Below are 22,322 nucleotides of genomic sequence, written 5' to 3' on the forward strand. Positions count from 1 at the left end.
TGACAAGTCTGCAACGGAAGCTTGATGGGCTGGAGGCCGCCGGCTCAGTCGTTTTGCGGGCGCAGACCGAAGGTTGCCGGTTTCAGGCCATAACGCATGTCGAAATCGTCGTCCGACTGGACGCGTGCGACAGTCGGGGCGGGTGGCTTGCGATAGTTGGAATCGCCGGCCTGCCGGTTTGAATCGACGACTTCGGCGAAGGCCATCGCCTGCTGCGGTTTTGGCACGTTGCGTAGCCTTTCGACGATCGCCACCAGATCGACATCGTTGCCGATCTCGGACGGCAAGGCTTCCTCGCGCTTGGCCGTGCCGGGGATCAGATCCGCGGACAGTTTTTCGAATTTCAGCCGCATGGTCGTCGCCACGCCTTCCCCGAAGGCGATGGCTTCGCGCTGACCCATCGAAGACAGGAACGCCAGCGTCGAGGCCGAGGAATCGGCGATCGCCGAGCGGACGATCGCCTGGTCCTGCTCGTTGGCGAGCCGCATGGCGAAGAAGGTCGAGCACTGCGACAGGATGGTGGGATCGAGCTCGCCCGGGCGCTGGGTAACGACACCAAGATAGCAGCCATATTTGCGGCCTTCCTTGGCGATGCGCGACAGCGCGTGCCGGGTCGGTGCAAAACCGAGGCGCGGATCGGCCGGCATATAGCGGTGGGCTTCCTCGCACAGCAAAAGCAATCGCAGCCGGCCTTCGCTCCACAACGCTAGGTCGAAGGCCAGGCGCGCCAGCACCGAGCAGACCGAATTGACCACTTCCGACGGCATGCCGGCCATCTCGAAGCAGGTCACCGGGCGACCGTGATGCGGCACGCGAAAAATATTGCCGATCGTCTCGTGGATAGTGTCCTCGATCAGCCGCGAGTTGAACATGAAGCGGTAGCGCGGATCCGAGGCCGCCGATTCGATGCGCGTCTTCAGCGATTTGAGAGTGGGGCGGTCGTTCTTGCTTTCCAGCAGTCCCATGCGCTCGTCGATCTGCTTGATGAGATCGACAACGCGATAGGGCACCGGCGTGTCCGCGGTCAGCGCATCGCTGCCGCGCCTGAGATAGCCGCCCGAATTCGGATTGCGGTACAGGTTCTTGGCGGCGGGAATGAGATCGCGCAAGGCATCGATCTCTTCCGGCACGGTCTCGCGCCCGCGAAACAGCACTTCGGCAAATTCCTCGAGCTTGAACATCCAGAAGGGCAGGTCCAGCGTCGTCGAATCGACCCTGACGCAGTGTTCGGGCAAGGATGCGGCGAACTCGTTGTGCGGATCGAGGATAAGGACGCGCAGGTCAGGCCGGGCGGCGATCGACTTGCGCAAAAGCAGCGAGACGGCGGTGGATTTGCCGACGCCGGTGGTGCCGACAATAGCGAAGTGGCGCGCCAGCGTGTCGTCGATGGCGATGTTGGCGTCGATCGCCTCGTCCTGTGACAGCGTGCCGATGGTGATCGAATGACGTCCGGCGAGATCATAAACTGCCTGCAGGTCGCGGCTGCGAATGCGGTGGGCGATGGCGCCGATATGCGGATAGATGGTAATGCCCCGGTCGAAAATCGGTTTGGCGCCGGGCTCGGCGCCGTCGCGCACCTCGCCGATAAGCTCGATGCTGACCTCGATCGGGTTCTGGCCCTCATTGCTCCAGGCGCGATCCGACTTGCCGATCTCGTAGACCAGGCCGACGGTTCGCGTGGTGCCAAGATTGATGGAGATCATCTTGCCGACGCTCCAATGGCCGGTGACCGTGCCTTCGACATCGGCGGCATAGGCGCTGATGGTGGCGCGCGCGCCGTCGCACTGGACGACATTGCCCAGAATGCGCTTGTCGCTCTGCTCCGCCTTGCGGCGCTCCTGCAATGCCGGCTCTCCAACGGAGGCTTCGCGGTCGACGAACATGGACAGGCTGTTTCCCATTTCCCCAGGCGATCGACCTTACGGCGGCGAGGTTAAGGTGGGGTGAGGTCGGATGGTGTAGGGGGCATTAAGCCATTCGCGAAAATTGAACCGATCGGCCCCTTGCTCGAAGCCGCAATTTCGATATACCGGATTAATGACTGTTATAGCGAACGATATCTCCTCGACCATCGGCAGAAGAATACGCGCCGAAAGGGCTTTGAAGGACTGGTCACTGGCGGAGCTCGCGGACCGCTCCGGCGTGTCTAAGGCCATGCTCAGCACGATAGAGCGCGGCAAGACGAGCCCGACCGCAGCACTTCTGGTGCGCATCGCAGCGGCCTTCGGCATGACGCTTTCCACCCTCATCGCGCGGGCGGAGCTGCAGGGCGGCGGGCTGCTTCGCCAAAGCGATCAGCCGGTCTGGCGCGATCCCGCCACCGGCTATATCAGGCGGCATCTTTCGCCGGTCTCGGACATGCCGCTCGAACTGATCCGGGTGCAATTGCCGGCGGGAGCCAAGGTGAGTTTTCCGGCCGCGTCCTACGCCTTCATCAGACAGCAGATCTGGCTGATTTCCGGACGGCTGGAATTCACCGAGGGCGATGTCGTGCATAGTCTCGAACCCGGTGACTGCCTGGCGCTTGGCGCGCCGTCGAATTGCACCTTCCATGCTCCTGGACCGGACGCCGCCGACTATTTGGTTGCGCTGGCAAGAGGCTGAACGCATGGCACGCCGTCCCAAACGCTCCGACAATGGCGGACCGCCACTCGACGACTACAAGGGCCCCCCATGGGGCAAGGGCGACCCTTATATCTTCCTTGCCTGGCAGGCTGCGCATGCCAAGGCGTGGAAGGCGCCGAGCCGCGACGTGATGCTGATGCGGATGGAAAAGGCCGAGCGGCTGGGCCTGACCTATGAGGAATATACGCTCGAAATCCTGGAACGCGGGCTGCATCTGCAGCCAAAGGACACCGATCGCATCGCCGCGATCAAGGCAGCACGAAAGCGACGCCGAGTCAGTCGTCTGGATTGACGGCTGGAACACGCAGATCGCTCCACGCAGTCAAAGGACATCGCACGCATGAGCTCCATCGAAATCAAGGCTCTGACCCAGGCTGCGGGAGCCCAGGCAATGCTGGTCGATATGCTGATCGAGACGGTTGCGACCGGCGGATCAGTCAGTTTCATGCATCCGCTGGCGCCGGAAGCTGCAGGCGCCTTCTGGACCAGATCGCTTATGGCCGCGGCAAGAGGCGAAAGAGCGGTGCTCGGTGCATGGGATGGCAAGGCTCTGGTCGGCACCGTCACCTTGCTGCTCGACTGTCCTCCCAACCAGCCGCACCGGGCCGAGATCGCCAAGCTGATGACCCGTGTCGATCATCGCGGCAAGGGCGTGGCGACTCGCCTGATGCGGGCGGCCGAAAGCCTCGCTGTCGAGAAAGGCCGCACGTTGCTGGTCCTGGATACAGCGGCAGAGGAGGGCGCCTCCGGCCTCTATGAGAGGCTGGGATTCACGCTAGCCGGCGAAATACCGGACTACGCGTTGAAGCCGCATGGCGGGCTGACCGGTACGCTTATCTACTGGAAGCGCATCGGCCAGTCCCGGTGACTGCTCTGAATTTCTATCCCTTGTGATGGACCTGCTGCAGCCCGTAGACCGGCGTTGCGATGCCTTCGTGCCGCGCCTTCAACTGCAGCGACAGGAATTGCGAATAGTGGCGCGACTGGTGCAGATTGCCGCCATGGAACCACAGTGCCTCCTGTTGCGTCGGCTTCCACATATTGCGCAATTCGCCCTCCCAGGGGCCGGGATCCTTGGTAGTGTTGGAGCCGAGGCCCCAGCATTTTCCGACCTTATCGGCAACGTCCCTGGATATCAGGTCGGCCGCCCAGCCGTTCATCGAGCCATAGCCGGTGGCGTAGACGATGAGGTCGGCCGGCAGGTCCGATCCGTCGCTAAGCAGGACCGAATGCTCCCGGACCTCCTTGACCTCGACGCCGCTTTTCAGCTTGATCGAGCCATCGATGATGAGGTCGGAAGCACCGACATCGATGTAGTAGCCTGAGCCGCGCCTGAGATATTTCATGAACAGGCCGGAATCGTCATCGCCCCAGTCGAGCATGAATCCTGCCCTTTCCAGCCCCTCGTAGAATTTGGCGTCGCGCTTCTTCATCTCGGCGTAGGCCGGGATCTGGAATTCATGCAGGATCTTGTAGGGCAGGGACGCAAAGACGAGGTCGGCCTTGGCCGTGGTCATCCCGCCTTGCACGGCTTTTTCCGAGTAGAGCGAACCCAGTCCGATTTCCATCAGCGTGTCGGATCTGGAGATATGGGTGGTCGAGCGCTGCACCATGGTGACATCGGCGCCGGCCTCCCAAAGGGCTGCGGCGATGTCATGGGCTGAGTTGTTCGAGCCGATGACGACGGCGCGCTTGCCGGCATAGGCATCGGGGCCGGGGTGCTTGGAGGAATGGTGCTGATCACCCTTGAAGTTGTCCATGCCCTTGAATTTCGGCAAATTGGCCTTGCCTGACTGTCCCGTCGCCAGCACCAGATGCTTCGGCTTCAACGTCATATCTTTGCCGTCGCGGTGGACGATGACGGTCCATTCCTTCTTCTTGTCGTCATAGGTGGCGCTCTTGGCCTCGGTCGAGGACCAGTAATTCAGCTCCATGACCTTGGCGTACATTTCCAGCCAGTCGCCGATCTTGTCCTTGGGCGAGAAGACCGGCCAGTTCTTCGGAAAATCGATATATGGCAGATGATCGTACCAGACCGGGTCGTGCAGGCAGAGCGACTTGTAACGCTTGCGCCATGAATCGCCGGCACGCTCGTTCTTCTCGACGATGATGGTCGGCACGCCGAGCTGCCGCAACCGGGCACCGAGCGCGATGCCGCCCTGGCCGCCGCCGACGATGAGCGTGTGGGGCTGACGGACAAAACCGAGTTCAGTCGCCTCCTTCTCGCGCTCCTCCTTCCAGGTTGGACGATTTTTGCCGTGACCGTGCTTGGCGCCCATCGGCCGGGCGAAGCCGGCGGGTTCCTCATGACCCTTCAGCTCGACCATGGTGGTGAGCAGCGTCCAGATCTTGCCGTTCTTCAGCCTGATATGGCCGAAGCCGCGCGCAACCTCAGTTTCGAAGCTGATCCAGCCCTCCAGCAACTCGCCGCTTTCGCTGGCGTCCTCGCCCTTGGCGATCGCCCAGTTCGAAGGTTTTGTCTTCGCCAACTGGCTCATCAGCATGTCGCGCACCTGGTCGCGACCTTCCATGGTCTTGATGTTCCAGGTGAAGGTCACGAGGTCGCGCCAGTAGCAGTCTTCCTGAAAGCACCCGACCGCCTTGTCGATGTCGCTGGCGGCGAGCGCTGCACCGAATTGGTCGAGCAGGTCGGTCAGTTTCTGGGCTGGGGCCTTGTCGAGCATCAAATTTCCTCCCGTGAAGTCCTGGTCGTCATCGTGGCTTTGCCGGACCCTCCCAGTCCGGTTGGCCGGAGTATCGCGGCAAACTATGCGCCGCGTCACGTCGTCAAATAGTTTGGCGTGGTTTCAATGGCTTATCGGGACGATCGCGGACACTGATCCTGCCGGCGGTCGTACCGGAATGGTGGTTCAACGCGATGGGCGCCAACGGGCCTGTCTGACACGGCCAATCGCCCCGAACCGTTTTGGCGTTGTGCACATTGGCCGTTGACAGCGGCGCAAAACCAATTCTATTGTCCGCCACCATGAAAACGGCACTCATTCTCGTAGTAGGAAAGCGCGTGGGCAAGGCGGTGTAACCGCCGGGCGAAAACCTCCCATGCGCACACACAGGCTCCCTCGGGGGCCTTTTTTATTGCCCGAAACACGACTAAACGACCAGCAATCGCCCGATGGCGGACAGTACGGGACCAGACCGATGAGCAGTGGACAGAACGAGCGGCGCGAAATGACCGGCGCCGAAATGGTGGTGCAGGCGCTGAAGGACAATGGCGTCAAGCATGTTTTCGGCTATCCGGGCGGCGCGGTTCTCCCGATCTATGATGAGATCTTCCAGCAGGATGAGGTCGAGCACATCCTTGTCCGTCACGAGCAGGGCGCGGGCCATGCGGCGGAGGGCTATGCGCGCTCGACCGGCAAGGCCGGCGTCATGCTGGTGACTTCGGGGCCGGGCGCCACCAATGCGGTGACGCCGCTGCAGGATGCGCTGATGGATTCGATCCCGCTGGTCTGCCTGACCGGCCAGGTGCCGACATCGCTGATCGGCTCGGATGCCTTCCAGGAGTGCGACACGATCGGCATCACGCGGCCCTGCACCAAGCACAATTGGCTGGTGAAGGACGTCAACGAGCTCGCGGCAATCATCCACGAGGCGTTTCATGTCGCGACGACAGGACGTCCCGGTCCGGTCGTCGTCGACATCCCGAAGGACGTGCAGTTCGCCAAGGGCATCTATGTGCCGCCGCAGACGGCGCCGCGCACGAGCTATCAGCCTAAGGTCCAGGGCGACCTGGAAAAGATCAAGGCGGCGGTCGAACTGATGGCCAACGCCAAAAGGCCGATCCTCTATACGGGCGGCGGTGTCATCAATTCCGGCCCGGAAGCCAGCCATTTGCTGCGCGAACTGGTCGACCTCACCGGCTTCCCGATCACCTCGACACTGATGGGCCTCGGCGCCTATCCGGCTTCGGGCAAGAACTGGATGGGCATGCTCGGCATGCACGGCACCTATGAAGCCAACATGGCGATGCATGATTGCGACGTCATGGTCTGCATCGGCGCGCGCTTCGACGACCGTATCACCGGCCGGCTCACCGCGTTCTCGCCGAACTCGAAGAAGATCCATATCGATATCGATCCGTCCTCGATCAACAAGAACGTCCACACCGATGTGCCGATCATAGGCGACGTCGGCCGGGTGCTGGAGGATCTGGTGCGGCTGTGGCGGGCGACTGCCAAGGCCGACAAGAAGGCGCTCCACCCGTGGTGGGAGCAGATCGCGAAATGGCGCGCGCGGGATTCGCTTGCCTACAAGATGAACCACGACGTTATCATGCCGCAACATGCCGTCCAGCGGCTCTACGCGCTGACCAAGGACATGGACACTTACATCACCACCGAGGTCGGCCAGCACCAGATGTGGGCGGCGCAGCACTATCATTTCGAGAAGCCGAACCGCTGGATGACCTCCGGTGGGCTCGGCACGATGGGCTACGGCCTGCCGGCGGCGCTCGGCGTGCAGATCGCACACCCGGATGCGCTGGTCATTGATATTGCCGGCGATGCCTCGGTGCAGATGACGATGCAGGAGATGAGCGCGGCGGTGCAGCACGACGCACCGATCAAGATCTTCATCCTCAACAACCAGTATATGGGCATGGTGCGGCAGTGGCAGCAGCTTCTGCACGGCAACCGGCTGTCGCATTCCTACACCGAGGCGATGCCGGATTTCGTCAAGCTCGCCGAAGCCTATGGCGGCCATGGCATTCGCTGTGAGAAACCGGACGAGCTGGACGACGCGATCAAGGAGATGATCGCGGTGAAGAAACCGGTGATCTTCGACTGTCGGGTCGCCACACTTGCCAACTGCTTCCCGATGATCCCGTCGGGCAAGGCGCATAACGAGATGCTTCTGCCGGACGAGGCGACCGACGAGGCGGTGGCCAACGCCATCGACGCCAAGGGCAGGGAACTGGTGTAGCCCCCAGGCCGAGGCAGGGCTTGTTGGAAGAAGCCGTGCGGAAACAGAGAATTAGCTCAAAAGTTTGAAATCGAGATTCATGTCATGAACGCACAGCTTCAACCGACCGGCTCCGCCTATTTCATCGCCAAGGAAACGGAAAAGCCGGAGACTCACACGCTTTCCGTGCTGGTCGACAATGAGCCGGGCGTGCTGGCCCGGGTCATCGGCCTGTTCTCCGGACGCGGCTACAATATCGAAAGCCTGACGGTCTCCGAAACCGAGCATGAGAAGCATTTGTCGCGCATCACCATCGTGACGCGCGGCACGCCGCATGTGCTGGAGCAGATCAAGCACCAGCTCGAGCGCATCGTGCCGGTGCACCGTGTCGTCGATCTCACCGTGCGCTCGCATGAGCTCGGCCAGGATCGGCCTCTGGAGCGCGAGCTCGCGCTGGTGAAAGTGGCCGGCACCGGCGAAGCCCGCGTCGAGGCGCTAAGGCTCGCCGATGCCTTCCGCGCCAGCGTCATCGACGCCAACACCGAGCATTTCATCTTCGAGATCACCGGCAAGGGTTCCAAGATCGACCAGTTCATCGCCATCATGAAGCCGCTCGGCCTGGTCGAAATCTGCCGCACCGGCGTGGCGGCGTTGAACCGCGGTCCGCAAGGGATGTGATCGTGCGGCGCTTTGGGTCCAGTGCTCTGGCGCCACCTGTATTTATTCTGTCGCCTTGATCCTGATCTTCTGGCCCGGCTGCCGCCGTGAGGTGGCCTTTGTGCGTCTGCGGTAAAAGGACAATATTGCTGACCTGCTTGGGAGGAAGCCCATGACCCTCGACGCATTCTTCGCCCTGCTGGTCTATGCCTTCGTGACCTCGATCACGCCGGGTCCGAACAACTTCATGCTTCTGGCTTCCGGTGTGAACTTCGGTTTCGCCAAAACCATTCCGCATATGCTGGGCATCAGCATCGGCTTCCTCGTGCTGTTGCTGGCCGTCGGCTTCGGTCTGGGCGCCGTGCTGACTGCGTTTCCGGTGCTGCACACCGGGTTGAAGATCGCGGGCGGCGTCTACCTGCTCTATCTCGCGTGGAAGATCGCCATGTCGCGTTCGCTCAGCGGCAAGGGCGAGGCCAAGGCTCGACCGATGCGTTTCATCGATGCGGCAGCATTCCAGTGGGTCAATCCCAAGGCTTGGGTGATGGCGATCACCGCCATGGCCGTCTATGCCATTCCGGAGCATCCATTTCTTTCGGTGGCGTTGATCTCGATAGCCTTCACCGTCGTCAACCTGCCGAGCGTTTCGGCGTGGGCAGGTTTCGGCATGGCGCTGCGCGGTTTTCTGTCTGATCCGGTGCGGCTGAAATGGTTCAACATCGCCATGGGCGTGCTGCTGGCGGCGACGCTGTGGCCGATGCTGCGGTAGCCGTCGCTTTATTGTGCACTGCACATTAAATCTTCGTAATGCCGGGTTTTGGCACTTTTTCGCCCTCGGCGCCTTCTATCTATTTGGTGAAACCGCGGCACCAGGCTGCGAGTTATGCCAGATATGACCACCGAACCACGGCGTGTCGGATAGAAGGCTTTTTGGCGATGCGTGGAAAGATCGTGCTTGCGGTGCTTGCGGTCGCCTGCCTTGTCGCGGCCGGGCTCTATCTTTCGCCCGCGGCAACGGACAAGGTCCGGCAGATGCTGTCGGCGGGTCAGGCGGCGCCTGACAAACCGGCGGCCGCCGCAAATGCCGCACGTTCTACCTCGGTGGTTGCAGCCACGGCTTCGACAGCCGACTTCCCGATCCGGCGCTACGCCATCGGCTTTGTGTCCTCCCCCGCAGTGGTCAGCGTGAACGCGCGGATCTCGAGCCAGATCATATCGATCGCCGTCAAGGACGGCCAGATGGTGAAGGCTGGCGACCTTCTGTTTTCGCTGGACGATCGCGCGCTGAAGGCGCAACTGGCCCGCGACCAGGCGACGCTCGCCAAAGACCAGGCGCTGCTTGCCAGTGCCACGGCCGATCTTGAGCGCGCCAAGAACCTTGTCGCCAGGCAGGCCGGCACGCAGCAGACCTACGATCAGGCGATCGCCGCGCAGAAATCCGCCGCGGCCACGGTCGATGCCGACAAGGCGACGATCGATGCGGACGAGGTCCAGCTTGGCTTTGCTACGATCACGGCGCCGATTTCCGGCAGGCTGGGCGCGGTCAGCGTCGCGATCGGCGATCTCGTCACCACCAGCAACGGCAACAGCACGTCGACCCCGCTGGTGACCATCACCCAGATGGACCCGCTGCAGGTGAACTTCAATCTTCCGGAAAGCGATCTTGCCTTGCTGCACAAGGCGCTGGCGGCGCCGCAGGAAGGCGCAGTCACGCTGACCAGGGACGGTGACCCGACACCGATCGCCAAGGGGACCCTCGATTTCGTCGATTCCAGCGTCGACACGGCCTCCGGCACGATCGCAACGAGGGCCAGCGTGCCCAATGCCGATCTGTCGCTGTGGCCGGGCCAATATGTGAATGTCGTGCTCGATGCCGGCATCATGCCGCAAATGACGTCCGTTCCTACGGTCGCGGTCCAGCCCAGTCAGAAGGGACCGTTCGTCTATGTGATCAAGCCTGACAATACGGTGGAGGTGCGACCCGTGCAGGTCGCACTGACCGAGGGCGACAACAGCGCTATCGGCGAGGGGCTGAAAAGCGGCGAACGTGTCGTCGTCGAGGGTCAGACAAAGCTGAAGAACGGCTCGCCGGTCCGCGAAGGCGAGGCCGGCACCAGTGACCAGGCGTCTCCTAGAGTTGCCGAGGCTGGCAAGGCGGGCGGGATGCGCCCATGATCTCCGAATTCTGCATCCGCAGGCCCGTCGCCACCCTGCTCATGTCCTTTGCGCTCGTGCTGGGCGGGCTGTTCGCTTACAAGTTCCTGCCGGTGGCCGCTCTGCCGAGCGCCGAGTTTCCGGTGGTCAACGTCTCGGCCTCGCTGCCCGGCGCCTCGCCGGAAACCATGGCGACCTCGGTGGCAACGCCGCTGATCAAGCAGTTCGCCACCATCGCCGGCATCGATTCGATCTCGACAACCAACTCGCTCGGCCAGACCTCGATCGCCATTCAGTTCGTGCTCAACCGCGATATCGACGCCGCGGCGGCCGACGTGCAGGCGGCGATCGCGCGAACGCAGCGGCAATTGCCGCCCGAGATGACCAGCCCGCCGAGCTACCGCAAGGTCAATCCGGCCGATGCGCCGATCCTGCTGATGTCGCTGGTCAGCGACACGGTTCCGCTGACCGATCTCGATGCCTTTGCCGAGAATGTGATCTCGCCGTCGCTGTCGACGATCGACGGCGTGGCGCAGGTCTCGATCTTCGGGCAGCAGAAATACGCCGTGCGCGTCCAGATCGATCCGACGGCGCTCGCCGCACGCGGCATTTCGATCGACCAGCTGCAGACGGCGATCGCCTCGGCCAACAGCAACACGCCGCTCGGCGTGCTGCAGAACGACAAGCAGCAGCTGACGATCACCGCCAATACGCAGCTGACCAACGCGGCGGGATTTTCCAACATCATCATAGCCACCAAGAACGGCCGTCCGGTGCGGCTCGGCGAGGTGACACGCGTCATCGATTCGGTTGAGACCACGACGACAGCCAGCTGGTACGACGGCACTCGCGCGATCATCATGGCCGTGCAGCGCCAGCCCGATGCCAACACCGTCGACGTCGTCGACCGCGTCAAGGCGATGCTGCCGTCGTTCCAGGATCAGATGCCGGCGGCGGCCAGCATCCAGCTGCTCAACGACCGCTCGACTTCGATCCGCGAGGCGGTAGACGACGTGCAGTTCACGCTGCTGCTCACCATCGCGCTGGTGGTCATGGTGATCTTCCTGTTCCTGCGCCGGGTAACGGCGACGATCATCCCGGCGGTGGCGGTGCCGATCTCACTGATCGCCACGCTCGGCGCCATGTTCCTGTTCGGCTTTTCCATCGACAACATCTCGCTGATGGGTCTGACGCTGGCGGTCGGCCTTGTCGTCGACGACGCGATTGTCATGCTGGAGAACATTTTTCGCCACATGGAGGAGGACGGGCTCTCGGCCCTCGATGCGGCGCTCAAGGGCGCCCGCGAAATCGGCTTCACCATCATTTCGATCTCGATCTCGCTGGTGGCGGTGTTCATTCCGGTGCTTTTGATGGGCGGAGTGATCGGGCGCATCTTCAACGAATTCGCGGTGGTGGTGACAGTCGCCATCCTGGCGTCGATGTTCGTGTCGCTGACGCTGACGCCGATGCTGTGCTCGCGGCTTTTGTCGGTGTCGAAAGCCGACCGCGAGGCAGCCCAGGGCGAAGGCCGCAGGCACAATGTCTTCATGCGGGGCTATGATTGGCTGCTGACCTTTTGCCTGCGGCACAGTTTCCTGGTTTTTCTCGTCTTCGTCGGGACGGCCGCAATGTCGGTCTGGCTGATCCAGACCTCGCCGAAAGGCTTCTTCCCGCAGGAGGATATCGGCCAGATTTCGGTGACGACCACCGCGCGCCAGGACATTTCGTTCGACGCCATGGTGAAGCTGCAGGGGCAAGTGGCTGATGTCTTCACCCATTCACCCTATGTCTCGCATGTCGGGTGGTCGGTAGGCAGCGGAGACAATGCGCTCAACCAGGGCCGGCTCTATGTGCAATTGAAGGATAAGGACCAGCGCCCCGATCTCGACAAGGTGCTCTCGGACCTGCGGCGGCAGCTGGCCAATGTCCCAGGCATCGAAACCTTCATGCAGCCGGTGCAGAACCTGCGGCTCGGCGCGCGCGCTTCGGCCAGCGCCTATCAGCTCGTTGTGCAGGGCCTCGACATAGGCGCGGCGGACGTTTGGGCGCAGAAGCTCACCGATGCGATGGCCGCCGATCACGCAGCCTTCACCGACGTCACCAATGATTTGCAGAACAACGCCTTGCAGGCGTCGCTGGTGGTCGACCGCGACAAGGCGGCGACGCTAGGCGTCGACACCGATACGTTGCGCTCCAGCCTCTATGGCGGTTTCGGCACCGAGCAGGTGTCGACCATCTTCGGCTCAGCCGACAGCTACGAGGTGATCATGGAGCTCGACCCGAGAATCGAGTGGTCGCCAGAAAGGATGCTGGCGATCAAGGTGAGAACGGCCAGCGGCAGCCTGGTGCCGCTCGGCGCCTTCGCTCGTGTCGATCGGACCGCCGGTGCCTTGACCGTCAATCAGCTCGGCCAGCTTCCGGCGGTGACCATCTCCTACAATCTGGCGCAGGGCGTCGCGCTCGGCGACAGCGTCACCCGCATCAATGCGCTGAAGGAAAAGATCGGCATGCCGGCGACGATCTCGACTACTTTTTCGGGCACGGCGAAAACGTTCCAGGATTCGCTTGCCAACCAGGGGCTGCTGATCGGCGGCGCGATCCTGACCATCTACATCGTCCTCGGCATCCTTTATGAAAGCTTCATCCATCCGCTGACCATCCTGACCGGACTGCCGTCGGCGGTGCTCGGCGCGCTTGTTGCGTTGCGGCTTGCGGGAATGGACCTGTCGGTGATTGCGGTCATTGGCATCCTGATGCTGATCGGCATCGTCAAGAAGAACGGCATCATGATGATCGACGTCGCGCTCGAGCTCAGGCGCGACGGGATGTCGCCGCTCGATTCCATTCACAAAGCCTGCCTGATGCGCTTCCGTCCGATCATGATGACGACATTGGCGGCGCTGATGGGCACGATCCCGATCGCGCTCGGCACCGGCGCCAGCGCCGAACTGCGCCAGCCGCTCGGCGTGGCGGTGGTCGGCGGCCTGGTCGCATCGCAAGCGCTGACGCTGTTCGTCACCCCGGTCATCTATGTCTACATGGAGCATTTTTCCGGTTGGCTTGTCAGGCTGTGGCCGAGGCGTCGGGACGAGCAGCCACCCGTCGAAGCCGTCGACCAGCCTTCGCTGTTCGAGGGCGAAGAAGAGTTGCAGGGCGAGCCGCAGAAGGCGGCAGCGGAATAGAGGCCAATGGGCTGGCCCAAGCCGCGGCGCTTGCGATGAGATGCTTGCAGTCGTAGTTTTATGGCCATGTCCCACAACCATGATCACCACCACGATAACGAGCTTGATCCTTTTGCCGCCCGGGTGCGCGCGCTGGAGACTATCCTCACCCAGAAAGGGCTGATCGATCCGACCGCGATCGACGTGATCGTCGACACCTACGAGACAAAAATCGGTCCGCGCAACGGCGCCAAGGTGGTGGCGAAGGCGTGGGTCGATGCCGACTATGCCGAGTGGCTGAAGCGCGACGCGACGGCGGCGATCGGCTCGCTCGGCTACACCGGCCGGCAGGGTGAGCACATGCAGGCTGTCTTCAACACGGCAGACACGCACAACCTCGTCGTCTGCACGCTGTGCTCCTGCTACCCGTGGTCGGTGCTTGGGTTGCCCCCGGTGTGGTACAAGGCGCCGCCCTATCGTTCGCGCGCGGTCATCGATCCGCGCGGCGTGCTCGAGGAATTCGGACTGACACTGCCGAGGACGACAAAAATCCGGGTATGGGATTCCACCGCCGAGTTGCGTTACCTCGTCGTGCCGATGCGGCCTGAAGGCACCGAGGGCTGGAGCGAGGAGCGGCTGGCGGATCTGGTGACGCGCGACGCCATGATCGGCACCGGACTGGCGCGGGAGCCGGCATGAACGGGCCGCAGGATCTCGGCGGACAGATGGGGTTCGGGCCGGTCGCGCCCGAAAAGGACGAACCTTATTTCCATGCCGACTGGGAAAGGCGGGCGCTGGGCGTGACGCTGTGCGCCGGCGCTATGGGCGCCTGGAATATCGACGAGAGCCGGCATGCGCGGGAATCGCTGCATCCCGCCGACTATTATGCCTCCAGCTATTATGAGATCTGGATCAAGGCGCTCGAAACCTTGCTGAAGCGACACGGCTTCGTCAGCGATAGCGATCTGGCCACGGGCAAGGCGGTCGACCCTGCGGCGACGCCAAAGCGAGTGCTGAAGGCCGAAAACGTGCCGGCGGTGCTGGCCAAGGGCGGCCCCTGCGACCGGCCGATTGCCACATCGGCGCGGTTCAAACTGGGCGACCTCGTGCGCACGAAGAATTTTCATCCTACCGGCCATACAAGGCTGCCGCGCTACGCACGCGGCAAGCAGGGCGTCGTCGAGGCTGTGCGCGATGGTTTTGTCTTCCCTGATACAAATGCGCACGGCCAGGGCGAAAACCCGCAATGGGTCTATACGGTGGCTTTCGACGGCGCGGAGATTTGGGGCGATGGCGCCGACCCGACGTTGACCGTGTCGATCGACGCCTGGGAGAGCTACCTTGAACCAGCGTGAGGCGAAGTCACACGCTGCCAAGCTGCCCGCGGGCCTCGATGCGCCGGTATTCGCCGAGCCATGGCAAGCGGAAGCCTTCGCCATGACGGTTGCGCTGCACGACAAGGGCCTGTTTTCCTGGAGCGAATGGGCGGACGCCTTGTCCGCCGAGGTCAAGAAGCCGGGTGCCGCAAGCGATGGCCACGATTATTATGAGCACTGGCTGGCGGCGCTGGAAAATCTGCTGTCGGCCAAAGGCGTTGCCGGCAAAGGCGACGTCGATGCGCTCGCTGCCGCCTGGGAACGCGCCGCGCATGCAACGCCGCATGGTAAGCCGATCCTGCTCGAGAACGATCCCAGCCCGACCGAAGGTCGTGGCAGGCCAACCGAAGGTCTTGGCTGACCGCCCCTTTGTTCTCTTTACGTTCCGCCTTCTGCCTGATAGTTTGCGTCATTGGAGGCGGTGCGGCCCGCCGCCGATGATCGGTGGCGGTGGCCGTCGGCCTTGTCTTTCCCTCGCGAATCCGGTCTCTCGCGCTGATGGAATTCTCTCCTCAACAGGACGATGCGCTGAAAGCGGTCGCCAACTGGCTCAAGACCGGAAAGCCGCAGCTCTTCCGGCTGTTCGGCTATGCCGGCACCGGCAAGACGACGCTGGCGCGCTATTTCGCCGAGCATGTCGACGGCCAGGTGCAGTTCGCAGCCTTCACCGGCAAGGCGGCGCAGGTGCTGCGTTCCAAGGGCGCGGTCAATGCCCGCACCATCCATTCGCTGATCTACCGGCCGAAGGGTGAGGAATCGGTAGCCGACGAGGTGACCGGCAAGACCTCGATGTCGCCAACCTTTTCGCTCAACCGGCAAAGCCCGATCTCGCGGGCCAAGCTCGTCGTCATCGACGAATGCTCGATGGTCGACGAGCAGCTTGGCCGTGACCTTTTGAGTTTCGGCACGCCGATCCTTGTTCTCGGCGATCCCGGCCAGTTGCCGCCGATCTCGGGCGGCGGCTTCTTCACCGACCACGAGCCGGATATTCTGCTCACCGAAATCCACCGGCAGGCACGCGACAATCCGATCCTCCGGCTGGCGCTAGACGTGCGCGAGGGCCGCGAATTCATGCGCGGCGACTATGGCACAGCGCAGGTGATCGGCAAGGAAGACGTCACCCAAGAGCTGGTGCTGAAGGCGGACCAGGTACTGGTCGGCACCAACAGGACGCGGCGTCGCTATAATCAGCGGCTGCGCGAGCTGAAGGGGTTCAATGCCGACTATCCGCAGGCTGGCGACAAGCTCGTCTGCCTGCGCAACGACCCGGCCAAGGGGTTGCTCAACGGCTCGCTGTGGAAGGTGATGACCTCGTCGCGCGAGACGGTGAAACCCGGCATCAATTTGCTGGTCTCACCGGAGGAGGACGATCCTGACCGCGGCGTCGCCAAGATCAAGCTGCTCAAAGCGGCGTTCGAGGAGCCGGACGCCGATATTCCCTGGCAGCAGAAGAAGCGCTTTGACGATTTCGACTACGGCTACGCGCTGACCGTGCACAAGGCGCAAGGCTCGCAGTGGAACGAGATCGTGCTTTTCGACGAAAGCTGGGCGTTCAAGGAAACCCGCCAGCGCTGGCTCTATACCGCGATCACGCGAGCGGCCGAACGGCTGACGATCGTCAGATAGGCCGATCGAGCCGCAGCCCCGTGGACTGGGATTGCGTCAGCGCGGGGCAATCGGTCTGGCGCCGAGCCATTCCCAGGCGGAAGCTTCGTCCTTGGCCTCGAAATGCCTGAGGTCGACGGGCAAGGAAGCAGGCAGCAAGCTCTGCGCGTCGGGTACCCAGTTCGGCTCGCCGACCGCCGCGCAGCGGCCGACATGCTCCACGGCACGGGCCGTGCCCTGTTCAAGCGTTTCGTCCGACACATCGACCCAGTCGACGCCATCATGGTCAATCAAGCGCACCAGCACGTCGATTTTCGGGTGCAGCGCGTAAGCCGCCTCCAGCAAACCGAACAGATTTTCGGCGTCGGCCGCCGCCACATGGCCGACGACGTCGATGGCGAACAGGTCGTCGCGGTCGGTGTCGATGCGGCGAACCGCCGGCACGGCTTCAAGATAGTTCACGGCTCTTCCTCTTGCTGGCCATTATCCATCCGTCTGGAACACCGGAAACCCCCTGTCTGTTCCCGTCAAAGGCGGTATAGATGCGCGACAAGATCAGCCCGGACCCGCAAAATGCCCGCAAAACTTTCCGTCAATCTCAATGCCATTGCCATGCTGCGCAACCGGCGCGATCTGCCGTGGCCAAGCGTGACCGGGCTCGGACGCATCGCGCTTGCCGCGGGCGCCCATGGGCTGACTGTTCATCCGCGGCCCGACGAACGGCATACCAGGCATTCCGACCTGCCGGAGATCCGGGCGCTGATCGACGACGAATTCCCCAGGGCAGAGTTCAACATCGAGGGCTATCCGAGCGAAGATTTCCTGGCGCTTGTGGAAAAGCACCAGCCTGAGCAGGTGACGCTGGTGCCGGATGACCCGGCGCAGGCCACCTCCGACCATGGCTGGAACTTCGTTGCCGACGCGGCGTTCCTGACACCGATCGTCAAACGCCTGAAGAAAACCGGCATTCGCGTGTCGTTGTTTTCTGATTCGGATCCAGCAGGCGTGAAGGCCGCGCGCGACACCGGCGCGGACCGGATCGAGCTCTATACGGGTCCGTATGGCAGCTATCATTCCGATTCGGAAAAGGCCGCGAAAGAGCTGGAAAGATTGGGAAAAACCGCCGATGCCGCACTTGCCGCCGGGCTTCAGGTCAATGCCGGGCATGATCTGGTGGTGAACAACCTGCCGGCATTGGCAAAGCGCATCCCGGCGTTGGCCGAAGTGTCTATCGGACATGGGTTGACAGCCGATGCGTTGGAGTATGGCATGGCCGGCACGGTCAAGAGATTTCTGAAGGCCTGTGGGTGGTAGAGATGGAAGCCTCGCATTGCTTACATGGCAGCCATCACGTTGGGGCACTTGATATTGCATCGCAGCAAGCGTAGAGCACCGCGCGCTTATCGGAGTGTTGTCCATGGCCCTTACCAACAGTGGTAGTGAGGCAGAACCCGTCGAACAATCAAGCCATTCTAAGGTCGAACAGCACAGCACCAAGGTCCTGATGCTTGGCGCGCTCGGCGTGGTCTACGGCGATATCGGCACCAGCCCGATCTATGCGCTTCGCGAAGCACTGCATGCTTCGTCCGGCACCGATCCGCGCAGTGCCGTTCTGGGCATTCTGTCGCTGATCGTCTGGGCACTGACGATTATCGTGACAATAAAGTATGTCGCTTTCGTGCTTCGGGCGGACAACAAGGGTGAAGGCGGTACCCTGTCGCTTATGGCGCTGGCCCGGAAAGCTTATCCGGCCGGTTCTGGCATCATTCTTGCCATTGGTCTCTGCGGAGCCGCACTGTTTTTCGGCGACGCGATCATAACGCCGGCCATCTCGGTGCTTTCAGCAGTGGAAGGGCTGAGCGTCGTGACCCCGGCGTTCGATCCATACGTGGTTCCCATTACACTGGTGATTCTTGCCGTCTTGTTTGCCGTGCAGCGCTTCGGGACCGGTAGAGTGGCCTCCGTTTTCGGGCCGGTGACGGCGCTCTGGTTTCTGGCGATCGGCATTGCCGGATTGGTGCACATTCACGACGATCCGTCGGTGCTTTTGGCAATCAACCCCTACTATGCAGTCGTCTATCTTGCCGAAGCCAAAACGGGCGCATTTCTCACCGTCGGCGCGGTTTTTCTGGCGGTTACCGGTGCTGAAGCCCTTTACGTCGATCTTGGGCACTTCGGTCGCCGTCCAATCGTGCTAGCCTGGTTCTGGATCGTCTTCCCATGCCTGCTACTCAGCTATTTTGGGCAAGGCGCGTTCGTTCTTGCTCACGGGGGGGTGCCCGACAATCCGTTTTTCCAGATGCTGCCAGATTGGGCACTGATACCGATGGTCGGGCTCGCAACAGCGGCGACTGTCATCGCCAGTCAAGCCGTCATCTCCGGGGCGTTTTCGCTGACCCGGCAGGCGGTGCAGCTCAATCTTCTGCCCAGAATCGAAGTTCAGCATACTTCCGAGATGCAACTCGGCCAGATTTACATGCCGCGCGTGAATCTCATTCTCGCGCTCGGCGTAATGCTGCTGGTCGTCGGCTTTGGCAGTTCGAGTTCCCTGGCTTCCGCTTATGGAATTTCGGTGACAGGCGAAATGCTGATGACGACTATTTTGCTATTTGTGGTGATGCGGTGGCAATGGAAATGGCAGATCGCGCTCGCTGCGGCGCTCGCGCTGCTCTTTGGCACGATAGATACCGGCTTCTTCCTGGCAAATATTGTGAAATTCGTGGAAGGCGGATGGGTTTCAATCGCTGTTGCCTGCCTCATGGGGCTGATCATGGGGACCTGGATACGCGGGAGTCACTATCTCTTCGACAAGACGCGCAGGAACGAGATTCCGCTCGATTTCCTTGCCGGCAATTTGTTGAAGAAGAAACCGCAGCTGGTGTCCGGTACGGCCGTGTTCCTCACCAGCGATCCAGTCAGCGCGCCGACCGCACTGATGCACAGCCTGAAGCACTACAAGGTGCTGCACGAACAGAACGTCATCCTGTCGGTGGTCACTGCGCAGCAGCCTCTCGTGCCCGATAGCGATCGGGTCAAGATGGAAACGATCAACGAGCTGTTCATGCGGGTGACGCTGACCTTCGGCTACATGGAACAGCCCAACATTCCGCGTGCGCTGGCGATCTGCCGCAAGCAGGGCTGGAAGTTCGACATCATGACGACCTCCTTCTTCCTGTCGCGGCGCTCGCTCAAGGCATCACCCAATTCCGGCATGCCGGTATGGCAGGACAAGCTGTTCATCGGGTTGGCGCGCACGGCAGCGGATGCGACCGAGTACTTCCAGATCCCGACCGGACGTGTGGTTGAGATCGGAACGCAGGTGGCTATCTAGTCGAAAGGCCGTGCCCTGTCGAAGGGCACGGCCTTTGTCGCAACCTCCGCGGTCAGCCAGCCAAAGCTGCCTTGTTCGCCTCGATGAAATTTTTCAGCGATTGCGGCTTTTTGCCTGAAAGCGTCTCGACCGCGTCGGTCACCATGGCGATCCGACCGGAGCGCGTGTTGGTGTCGAAGGAAGTGATGATGGGGGCGAAGCCTTCGGGAACGCCTGCCGCCTTCAGCCCTTCGGTGAGCGCTTCGTCCGAAAGCTGGACAACCTCGAGGGGCTTGCCGGTGACGTCGGTCACCAGGGCTGCGATCTCGGCGACCGTATAGGCCTGCGGGCCGGTCAGCGTGTACGTCGTGCTTTCGGTCGCGCCGGAAGCGAGGCCGGCGGCGATCGCCGCGGCCATGTCGTCGCGAGCGCCATGGGCGATGCGGCCGTCGGCCGCCGATGTGTACCACTGCCCTGAGGCAATAGCGTGTGGCAGCGACATGAACAGGTTCTCCTGATACCAGCCGTTGCGGAAGATCGTGTAGGGGATGCCGCTCGCCTTGATCGCCTGCTCGGTGCCGTAGTGATCGCCCGCAAACAGCACCGGCGATCCCGGCTCCGGGTTGGGCATCGAGGTGTAGAGCAGATGCGAAACGCCGGCCTGCTTGGCTGCGGTGACTGCGTTCTGATGCTGCTTCAGCCGCTTGCCGTGAAGCAGGTCGATTTCGCCGGTCGAGATGATCAGAACCCTGTCGGCGCCCTTGAATGCGCTGGCCAGCGACGCCGTGTCGTCGAAGTTGGCGGCTCTGATGGCGACGCCACGCGCCGCCAGCTCGGCGAGATTTTCCGGGTTGCGTGTGGTGGCGATGATGCGTGCGGGCGGGACCTTGAGCGTATCCAGCAGATGACGGATGACGCCGCGGCCGAGCTGGCCGGAGGCGCCGGTGACGAGAAGGGTTTCGGTCATGGGAAGTCCTGTCGTTGCGCCGGAGCGGCGGGTGCTTGTATAAGTCTCAAAAAGAGACCAGCACTAAAATAGGAATTGACCGACCCTCGTAAAGAAGGCAGTTTTGCGGGAGGTAGGCAGGCGCAGGGAACCAGCGATGGACAGCAAGATCGTCAGTCTGAGATCGAAACTCGAGATCTATAAAGCGGGCAGCGGCGGGGGCAACATTGCGGACTGTCCCGTTCGCGATGTGATCCAGGGCATCAGCAACAAATGGAGTTCGCTGCTGATGATGGCGCTGGCGGAGAAGCCGTACCGGTTCGGCGAATTGCGGCGGCTGGTGCCTGACATTTCACAGCGCATGCTCACCCAGACGCTGCACGATTTGCAGCGCGACGGCTACGTCCATCGCGAGGTATTCCCGACCAAGCCGCCGAGCGTCGAATACAGTCTGACCGATCTCGGACGCTCGATGTTCGGGCCGCTGCACCAGCTGCTCCAGTGGGCCGAGCTCAATCATGGCGCTGTGCGCGCCGCGCGGAACGCCTTCGACGCTACCGAGGCCTAACCCAGGCGCGGCGGTGGCACGCGCGGGTATTTCAGGCGCTGTCGCTGATGCTGACGCCGTTCTACCAGTCGGATTCGACCGTGATGCCGTTCGTCCGCGACAGGCTGGTGGCGTCAGTGGCAAAAATCCCGCCGGCGCCAAACATCCTTGCCTCGATGGTGGCTGGAACCGTGGTCGATCCGTTCAGGCGGATCGGGATCAAAAAAGCGCATTGGCCGCCTCGTTGCGGCGGATGATGGTCGAAAAATGTGAACCCCTCGCTTGCAGGAATGCATGAAGGCGCTGTGGATAATCCGGGGTGACAGCGTTCTTCACCGCTTTGCGTTCGTGCAATCCCTTCCGCCAGGCCTCGACAAGCGGCTTTCCGCTCAGGATGCCGAAATCGCCGATCCGATCGAAGGCGTCGAAATAGCGGAAGATTGGTCCATAGACGGTATCGACCAATGAAAAGCGCTCGCCGGCGAACCATGGTCCAGCTCGGCCAGTCGCCAGTTCCGCTTCGAGACGACCAAACATTGCCGACAGACCTTCGCTTTCGGCAAGGAAGGCGGCCTCGCTCGGTGCGGAATAGAAACGACCAATTGCGTTGAGGATGGCCGAGCCGAACTCGATCCAGGCGCGATGCCGGGCGCGGGCCAGCGGGTCGGCAGGGTGGAGTGGGTTGCCCTGCGTTTCTTCAAGGAATTCGAGGATGACCGCCGATTCGAAAATCACCGTTTCCTCGCCATTCCGCTGCACGCGCAGCAGCGGCACCTTGCCGAGCGGCGATATCGCCTTGAACCAGGCCGGCTTGTTGGCAAGATCGATGGTGAGGCGTTCGAACGGCACGCCCTTTTCGGCGAGCGAGATCGCCGCGCGCTGCACATAGGGACAAAGGTGGTGGCTGACGAGAACGAGCTTGTCGGTCACCAGGCTGCCCGTCTCCGGGATGTCGGCGATCTTGCAGATTTCATGTTTCATGGTAGCACCTCCGTTATCAATGCAGTTGCATCTATATAGA

20 protein-coding genes and 1 pseudogene are annotated in these 22,322 nt (G+C 62.1%); 16 read left to right on the forward strand and 5 right to left on the reverse strand.

The window, feature by feature from the left end; genetic code table 11:
* Positions 1-44 precede the first annotated feature (44 nt).
* A complete protein-coding gene (locus tag CIT25_RS04650; protein ID WP_095483390.1) occupies positions 45-1,883 on the reverse strand; it encodes an ATP-binding protein in 1,839 nt (612 codons plus the stop codon).
* Positions 1,884-2,037: 154 nt separating this feature from the next.
* Between CIT25_RS04650 and CIT25_RS04655 the strand changes: the two genes are divergently transcribed.
* The 3 genes from CIT25_RS04655 to CIT25_RS04665 are packed head-to-tail and all read left to right on the forward strand — an operon-like array spanning position 2,038 to position 3,493.
* Positions 2,038-2,604, forward strand: coding sequence for a helix-turn-helix domain-containing protein (locus tag CIT25_RS04655; RefSeq protein WP_095483391.1), 567 nt, complete (start codon positions 2,038-2,040; stop codon positions 2,602-2,604).
* A 4-nt stretch (positions 2,605-2,608) separates the two neighbouring features.
* Positions 2,609-2,917, forward strand: a complete 309-nt coding sequence (locus CIT25_RS04660) for a hypothetical protein (RefSeq protein ID WP_095483392.1) — start codon at positions 2,609-2,611, stop codon at positions 2,915-2,917.
* Between the two features lie 48 nt (positions 2,918-2,965).
* On the forward strand, positions 2,966-3,493 hold the full coding sequence (locus CIT25_RS04665) for a GNAT family N-acetyltransferase (RefSeq protein WP_095483393.1): 528 nt from the start codon (positions 2,966-2,968) through the stop codon (positions 3,491-3,493).
* Positions 3,494-3,506: 13 nt separating this feature from the next.
* Here the strand turns inward: CIT25_RS04665 and CIT25_RS04670 are convergent, their stop codons facing one another.
* Positions 3,507-5,309 (reverse strand): NAD(P)/FAD-dependent oxidoreductase, encoded by a 1,803-nt coding sequence (locus CIT25_RS04670; protein WP_095483394.1) that lies wholly within the window; start codon positions 5,307-5,309, stop codon positions 3,507-3,509.
* 475 nt (positions 5,310-5,784) lie between these two features.
* Here CIT25_RS04670 and CIT25_RS04675 point away from each other — a divergent pair, with 475 nt between their 5' ends.
* The 9 genes from CIT25_RS04675 to CIT25_RS04715 all read left to right on the forward strand — a co-directional run bounded on the left by CIT25_RS04675 (position 5,785) and on the right by CIT25_RS04715 (position 16,519).
* Entirely contained in the window at positions 5,785-7,566 is a 1,782-nt protein-coding gene (locus CIT25_RS04675; protein ID WP_095483395.1) for an acetolactate synthase 3 large subunit, read from the forward strand.
* A gap of 84 nt (positions 7,567-7,650) precedes the next feature.
* The gene (gene ilvN / locus CIT25_RS04680; RefSeq protein ID WP_095483396.1) at positions 7,651-8,223 is read left to right on the forward strand and encodes an acetolactate synthase small subunit; all 573 of its coding nucleotides are present in this window, start codon (positions 7,651-7,653) and stop codon (positions 8,221-8,223) included.
* A gap of 151 nt (positions 8,224-8,374) precedes the next feature.
* Positions 8,375-8,971, forward strand: a complete 597-nt coding sequence (locus CIT25_RS04685; protein ID WP_095483397.1) for a LysE family translocator — start codon at positions 8,375-8,377, stop codon at positions 8,969-8,971.
* A gap of 167 nt (positions 8,972-9,138) precedes the next feature.
* On the forward strand, positions 9,139-10,377 hold the full coding sequence (locus CIT25_RS04690; RefSeq protein WP_095483398.1) for an efflux RND transporter periplasmic adaptor subunit: 1,239 nt from the start codon (positions 9,139-9,141) through the stop codon (positions 10,375-10,377).
* Positions 10,374-13,538: an efflux RND transporter permease subunit gene (locus CIT25_RS04695; protein ID WP_095483399.1), complete on the forward strand. Its 3,165-nt coding sequence runs from the start codon at positions 10,374-10,376 to the stop codon at positions 13,536-13,538. Before CIT25_RS04690 ends, CIT25_RS04695 begins: the two co-directional genes overlap by 4 nt.
* Positions 13,539-13,604: 66 nt before the next feature.
* The gene (gene nthA / locus CIT25_RS04700; protein WP_095483485.1) at positions 13,605-14,216 is read left to right on the forward strand and encodes a nitrile hydratase subunit alpha; all 612 of its coding nucleotides are present in this window, start codon (positions 13,605-13,607) and stop codon (positions 14,214-14,216) included.
* A complete protein-coding gene (gene nthB / locus CIT25_RS04705) occupies positions 14,213-14,872 on the forward strand; it encodes a nitrile hydratase subunit beta (protein ID WP_095483400.1) in 660 nt (219 codons plus the stop codon). The genes nthA and nthB overlap by 4 nt, the downstream gene beginning before the upstream one ends.
* Positions 14,859-15,254, forward strand: coding sequence for a nitrile hydratase accessory protein (locus CIT25_RS04710; protein ID WP_095483401.1), 396 nt, complete (start codon positions 14,859-14,861; stop codon positions 15,252-15,254). Before nthB ends, CIT25_RS04710 begins: the two co-directional genes overlap by 14 nt.
* A gap of 137 nt (positions 15,255-15,391) precedes the next feature.
* Positions 15,392-16,519, forward strand: a complete 1,128-nt coding sequence (locus CIT25_RS04715) for an ATP-dependent DNA helicase (protein ID WP_095483402.1) — start codon at positions 15,392-15,394, stop codon at positions 16,517-16,519.
* A gap of 36 nt (positions 16,520-16,555) precedes the next feature.
* Here the strand turns inward: CIT25_RS04715 and CIT25_RS04720 are convergent, their stop codons facing one another.
* Positions 16,556-16,960, reverse strand: coding sequence for a SpoIIAA family protein (locus CIT25_RS04720; protein ID WP_095483403.1), 405 nt, complete (start codon positions 16,958-16,960; stop codon positions 16,556-16,558).
* A 111-nt stretch (positions 16,961-17,071) separates the two neighbouring features.
* On the opposite strand from CIT25_RS04720, the gene CIT25_RS04725 reads away from it, so the two are divergent.
* Together CIT25_RS04725 and CIT25_RS04730 are read left to right on the forward strand one after the other, a co-directional pair.
* Entirely contained in the window at positions 17,072-17,812 is a 741-nt protein-coding gene (locus CIT25_RS04725; RefSeq protein WP_095483404.1) for a pyridoxine 5'-phosphate synthase, read from the forward strand.
* Positions 17,813-17,915: 103 nt separating this feature from the next.
* Entirely contained in the window at positions 17,916-19,829 is a 1,914-nt protein-coding gene (locus CIT25_RS04730; RefSeq protein WP_095483405.1) for a potassium transporter Kup, read from the forward strand.
* Between the two features lie 52 nt (positions 19,830-19,881).
* Here CIT25_RS04730 and CIT25_RS04735 read toward each other — a convergent pair whose 3' ends face one another.
* Positions 19,882-20,775: an SDR family oxidoreductase gene (locus CIT25_RS04735; RefSeq protein WP_095483406.1), complete on the reverse strand. Its 894-nt coding sequence runs from the start codon at positions 20,773-20,775 to the stop codon at positions 19,882-19,884.
* 136 nt (positions 20,776-20,911) lie between these two features.
* On the opposite strand from CIT25_RS04735, the gene CIT25_RS04740 reads away from it, so the two are divergent.
* Both CIT25_RS04740 and CIT25_RS37385 read left to right on the forward strand, forming a co-directional pair.
* Positions 20,912-21,322, forward strand: coding sequence for a winged helix-turn-helix transcriptional regulator (locus CIT25_RS04740; RefSeq protein WP_095483407.1), 411 nt, complete (start codon positions 20,912-20,914; stop codon positions 21,320-21,322).
* A gap of 2 nt (positions 21,323-21,324) precedes the next feature.
* A pseudogene (locus CIT25_RS37385) lies at positions 21,325-21,558 on the forward strand (FAD-dependent oxidoreductase); the annotation flags it as partial.
* On the opposite strand, the gene CIT25_RS04750 reads toward CIT25_RS37385, so the two are convergent.
* Complete coding sequence (locus CIT25_RS04750; RefSeq protein ID WP_095483408.1) at positions 21,521-22,282, reverse strand: glutathione S-transferase family protein; 762 nt, start codon at positions 22,280-22,282, stop codon at positions 21,521-21,523. The pseudogene CIT25_RS37385 and the gene CIT25_RS04750 sit on opposite strands and share 38 nt — an antisense overlap.
* Between the last annotated feature and the right edge of the window lie 40 nt (positions 22,283-22,322).

Source organism: Mesorhizobium mediterraneum (assembly GCF_002284565.1).
Lineage (GTDB): Bacteria > Pseudomonadota > Alphaproteobacteria > Rhizobiales > Rhizobiaceae > Mesorhizobium > Mesorhizobium mediterraneum.

Bases quoted from the DNA above. Each gene is read 5' to 3' on its own strand.
- CIT25_RS04750 (WP_095483408.1), bottom strand. From the start codon at position 22,282: ATGAAACATGAAATCTGCAAGATCGCCGACATCCCGGAGACGGGCAGC.
- ilvN (WP_095483396.1), top strand. From the start codon at position 7,651: ATGAACGCACAGCTTCAACCGACCGGCTCCGCCTATTTCATCGCCAAG.
- CIT25_RS04740 (WP_095483407.1), top strand. From the start codon at position 20,912: ATGGACAGCAAGATCGTCAGTCTGAGATCGAAACTCGAGATCTATAAA.
- nthA (WP_095483485.1), top strand. From the start codon at position 13,605: ATGTCCCACAACCATGATCACCACCACGATAACGAGCTTGATCCTTTT.
- CIT25_RS04695 (WP_095483399.1), top strand. From the start codon at position 10,374: ATGATCTCCGAATTCTGCATCCGCAGGCCCGTCGCCACCCTGCTCATG.
- CIT25_RS04685 (WP_095483397.1), top strand. From the start codon at position 8,375: ATGACCCTCGACGCATTCTTCGCCCTGCTGGTCTATGCCTTCGTGACC.
- nthB (WP_095483400.1), top strand. From the start codon at position 14,213: ATGAACGGGCCGCAGGATCTCGGCGGACAGATGGGGTTCGGGCCGGTC.
- CIT25_RS04675 (WP_095483395.1), top strand. From the start codon at position 5,785: ATGAGCAGTGGACAGAACGAGCGGCGCGAAATGACCGGCGCCGAAATG.
- CIT25_RS04660 (WP_095483392.1), top strand. From the start codon at position 2,609: ATGGCACGCCGTCCCAAACGCTCCGACAATGGCGGACCGCCACTCGAC.
- CIT25_RS04655 (WP_095483391.1), top strand. From the start codon at position 2,038: ATGACTGTTATAGCGAACGATATCTCCTCGACCATCGGCAGAAGAATA.
- CIT25_RS04650 (WP_095483390.1), bottom strand. From the start codon at position 1,883: ATGTTCGTCGACCGCGAAGCCTCCGTTGGAGAGCCGGCATTGCAGGAG.
- CIT25_RS04665 (WP_095483393.1), top strand. From the start codon at position 2,966: ATGAGCTCCATCGAAATCAAGGCTCTGACCCAGGCTGCGGGAGCCCAG.
- CIT25_RS04735 (WP_095483406.1), bottom strand. From the start codon at position 20,775: ATGACCGAAACCCTTCTCGTCACCGGCGCCTCCGGCCAGCTCGGCCGC.
- CIT25_RS04715 (WP_095483402.1), top strand. From the start codon at position 15,392: ATGGAATTCTCTCCTCAACAGGACGATGCGCTGAAAGCGGTCGCCAAC.
- CIT25_RS04690 (WP_095483398.1), top strand. From the start codon at position 9,139: ATGCGTGGAAAGATCGTGCTTGCGGTGCTTGCGGTCGCCTGCCTTGTC.
- CIT25_RS04725 (WP_095483404.1), top strand. From the start codon at position 17,072: ATGCCCGCAAAACTTTCCGTCAATCTCAATGCCATTGCCATGCTGCGC.
- CIT25_RS04670 (WP_095483394.1), bottom strand. From the start codon at position 5,309: ATGCTCGACAAGGCCCCAGCCCAGAAACTGACCGACCTGCTCGACCAA.
- CIT25_RS04730 (WP_095483405.1), top strand. From the start codon at position 17,916: ATGGCCCTTACCAACAGTGGTAGTGAGGCAGAACCCGTCGAACAATCA.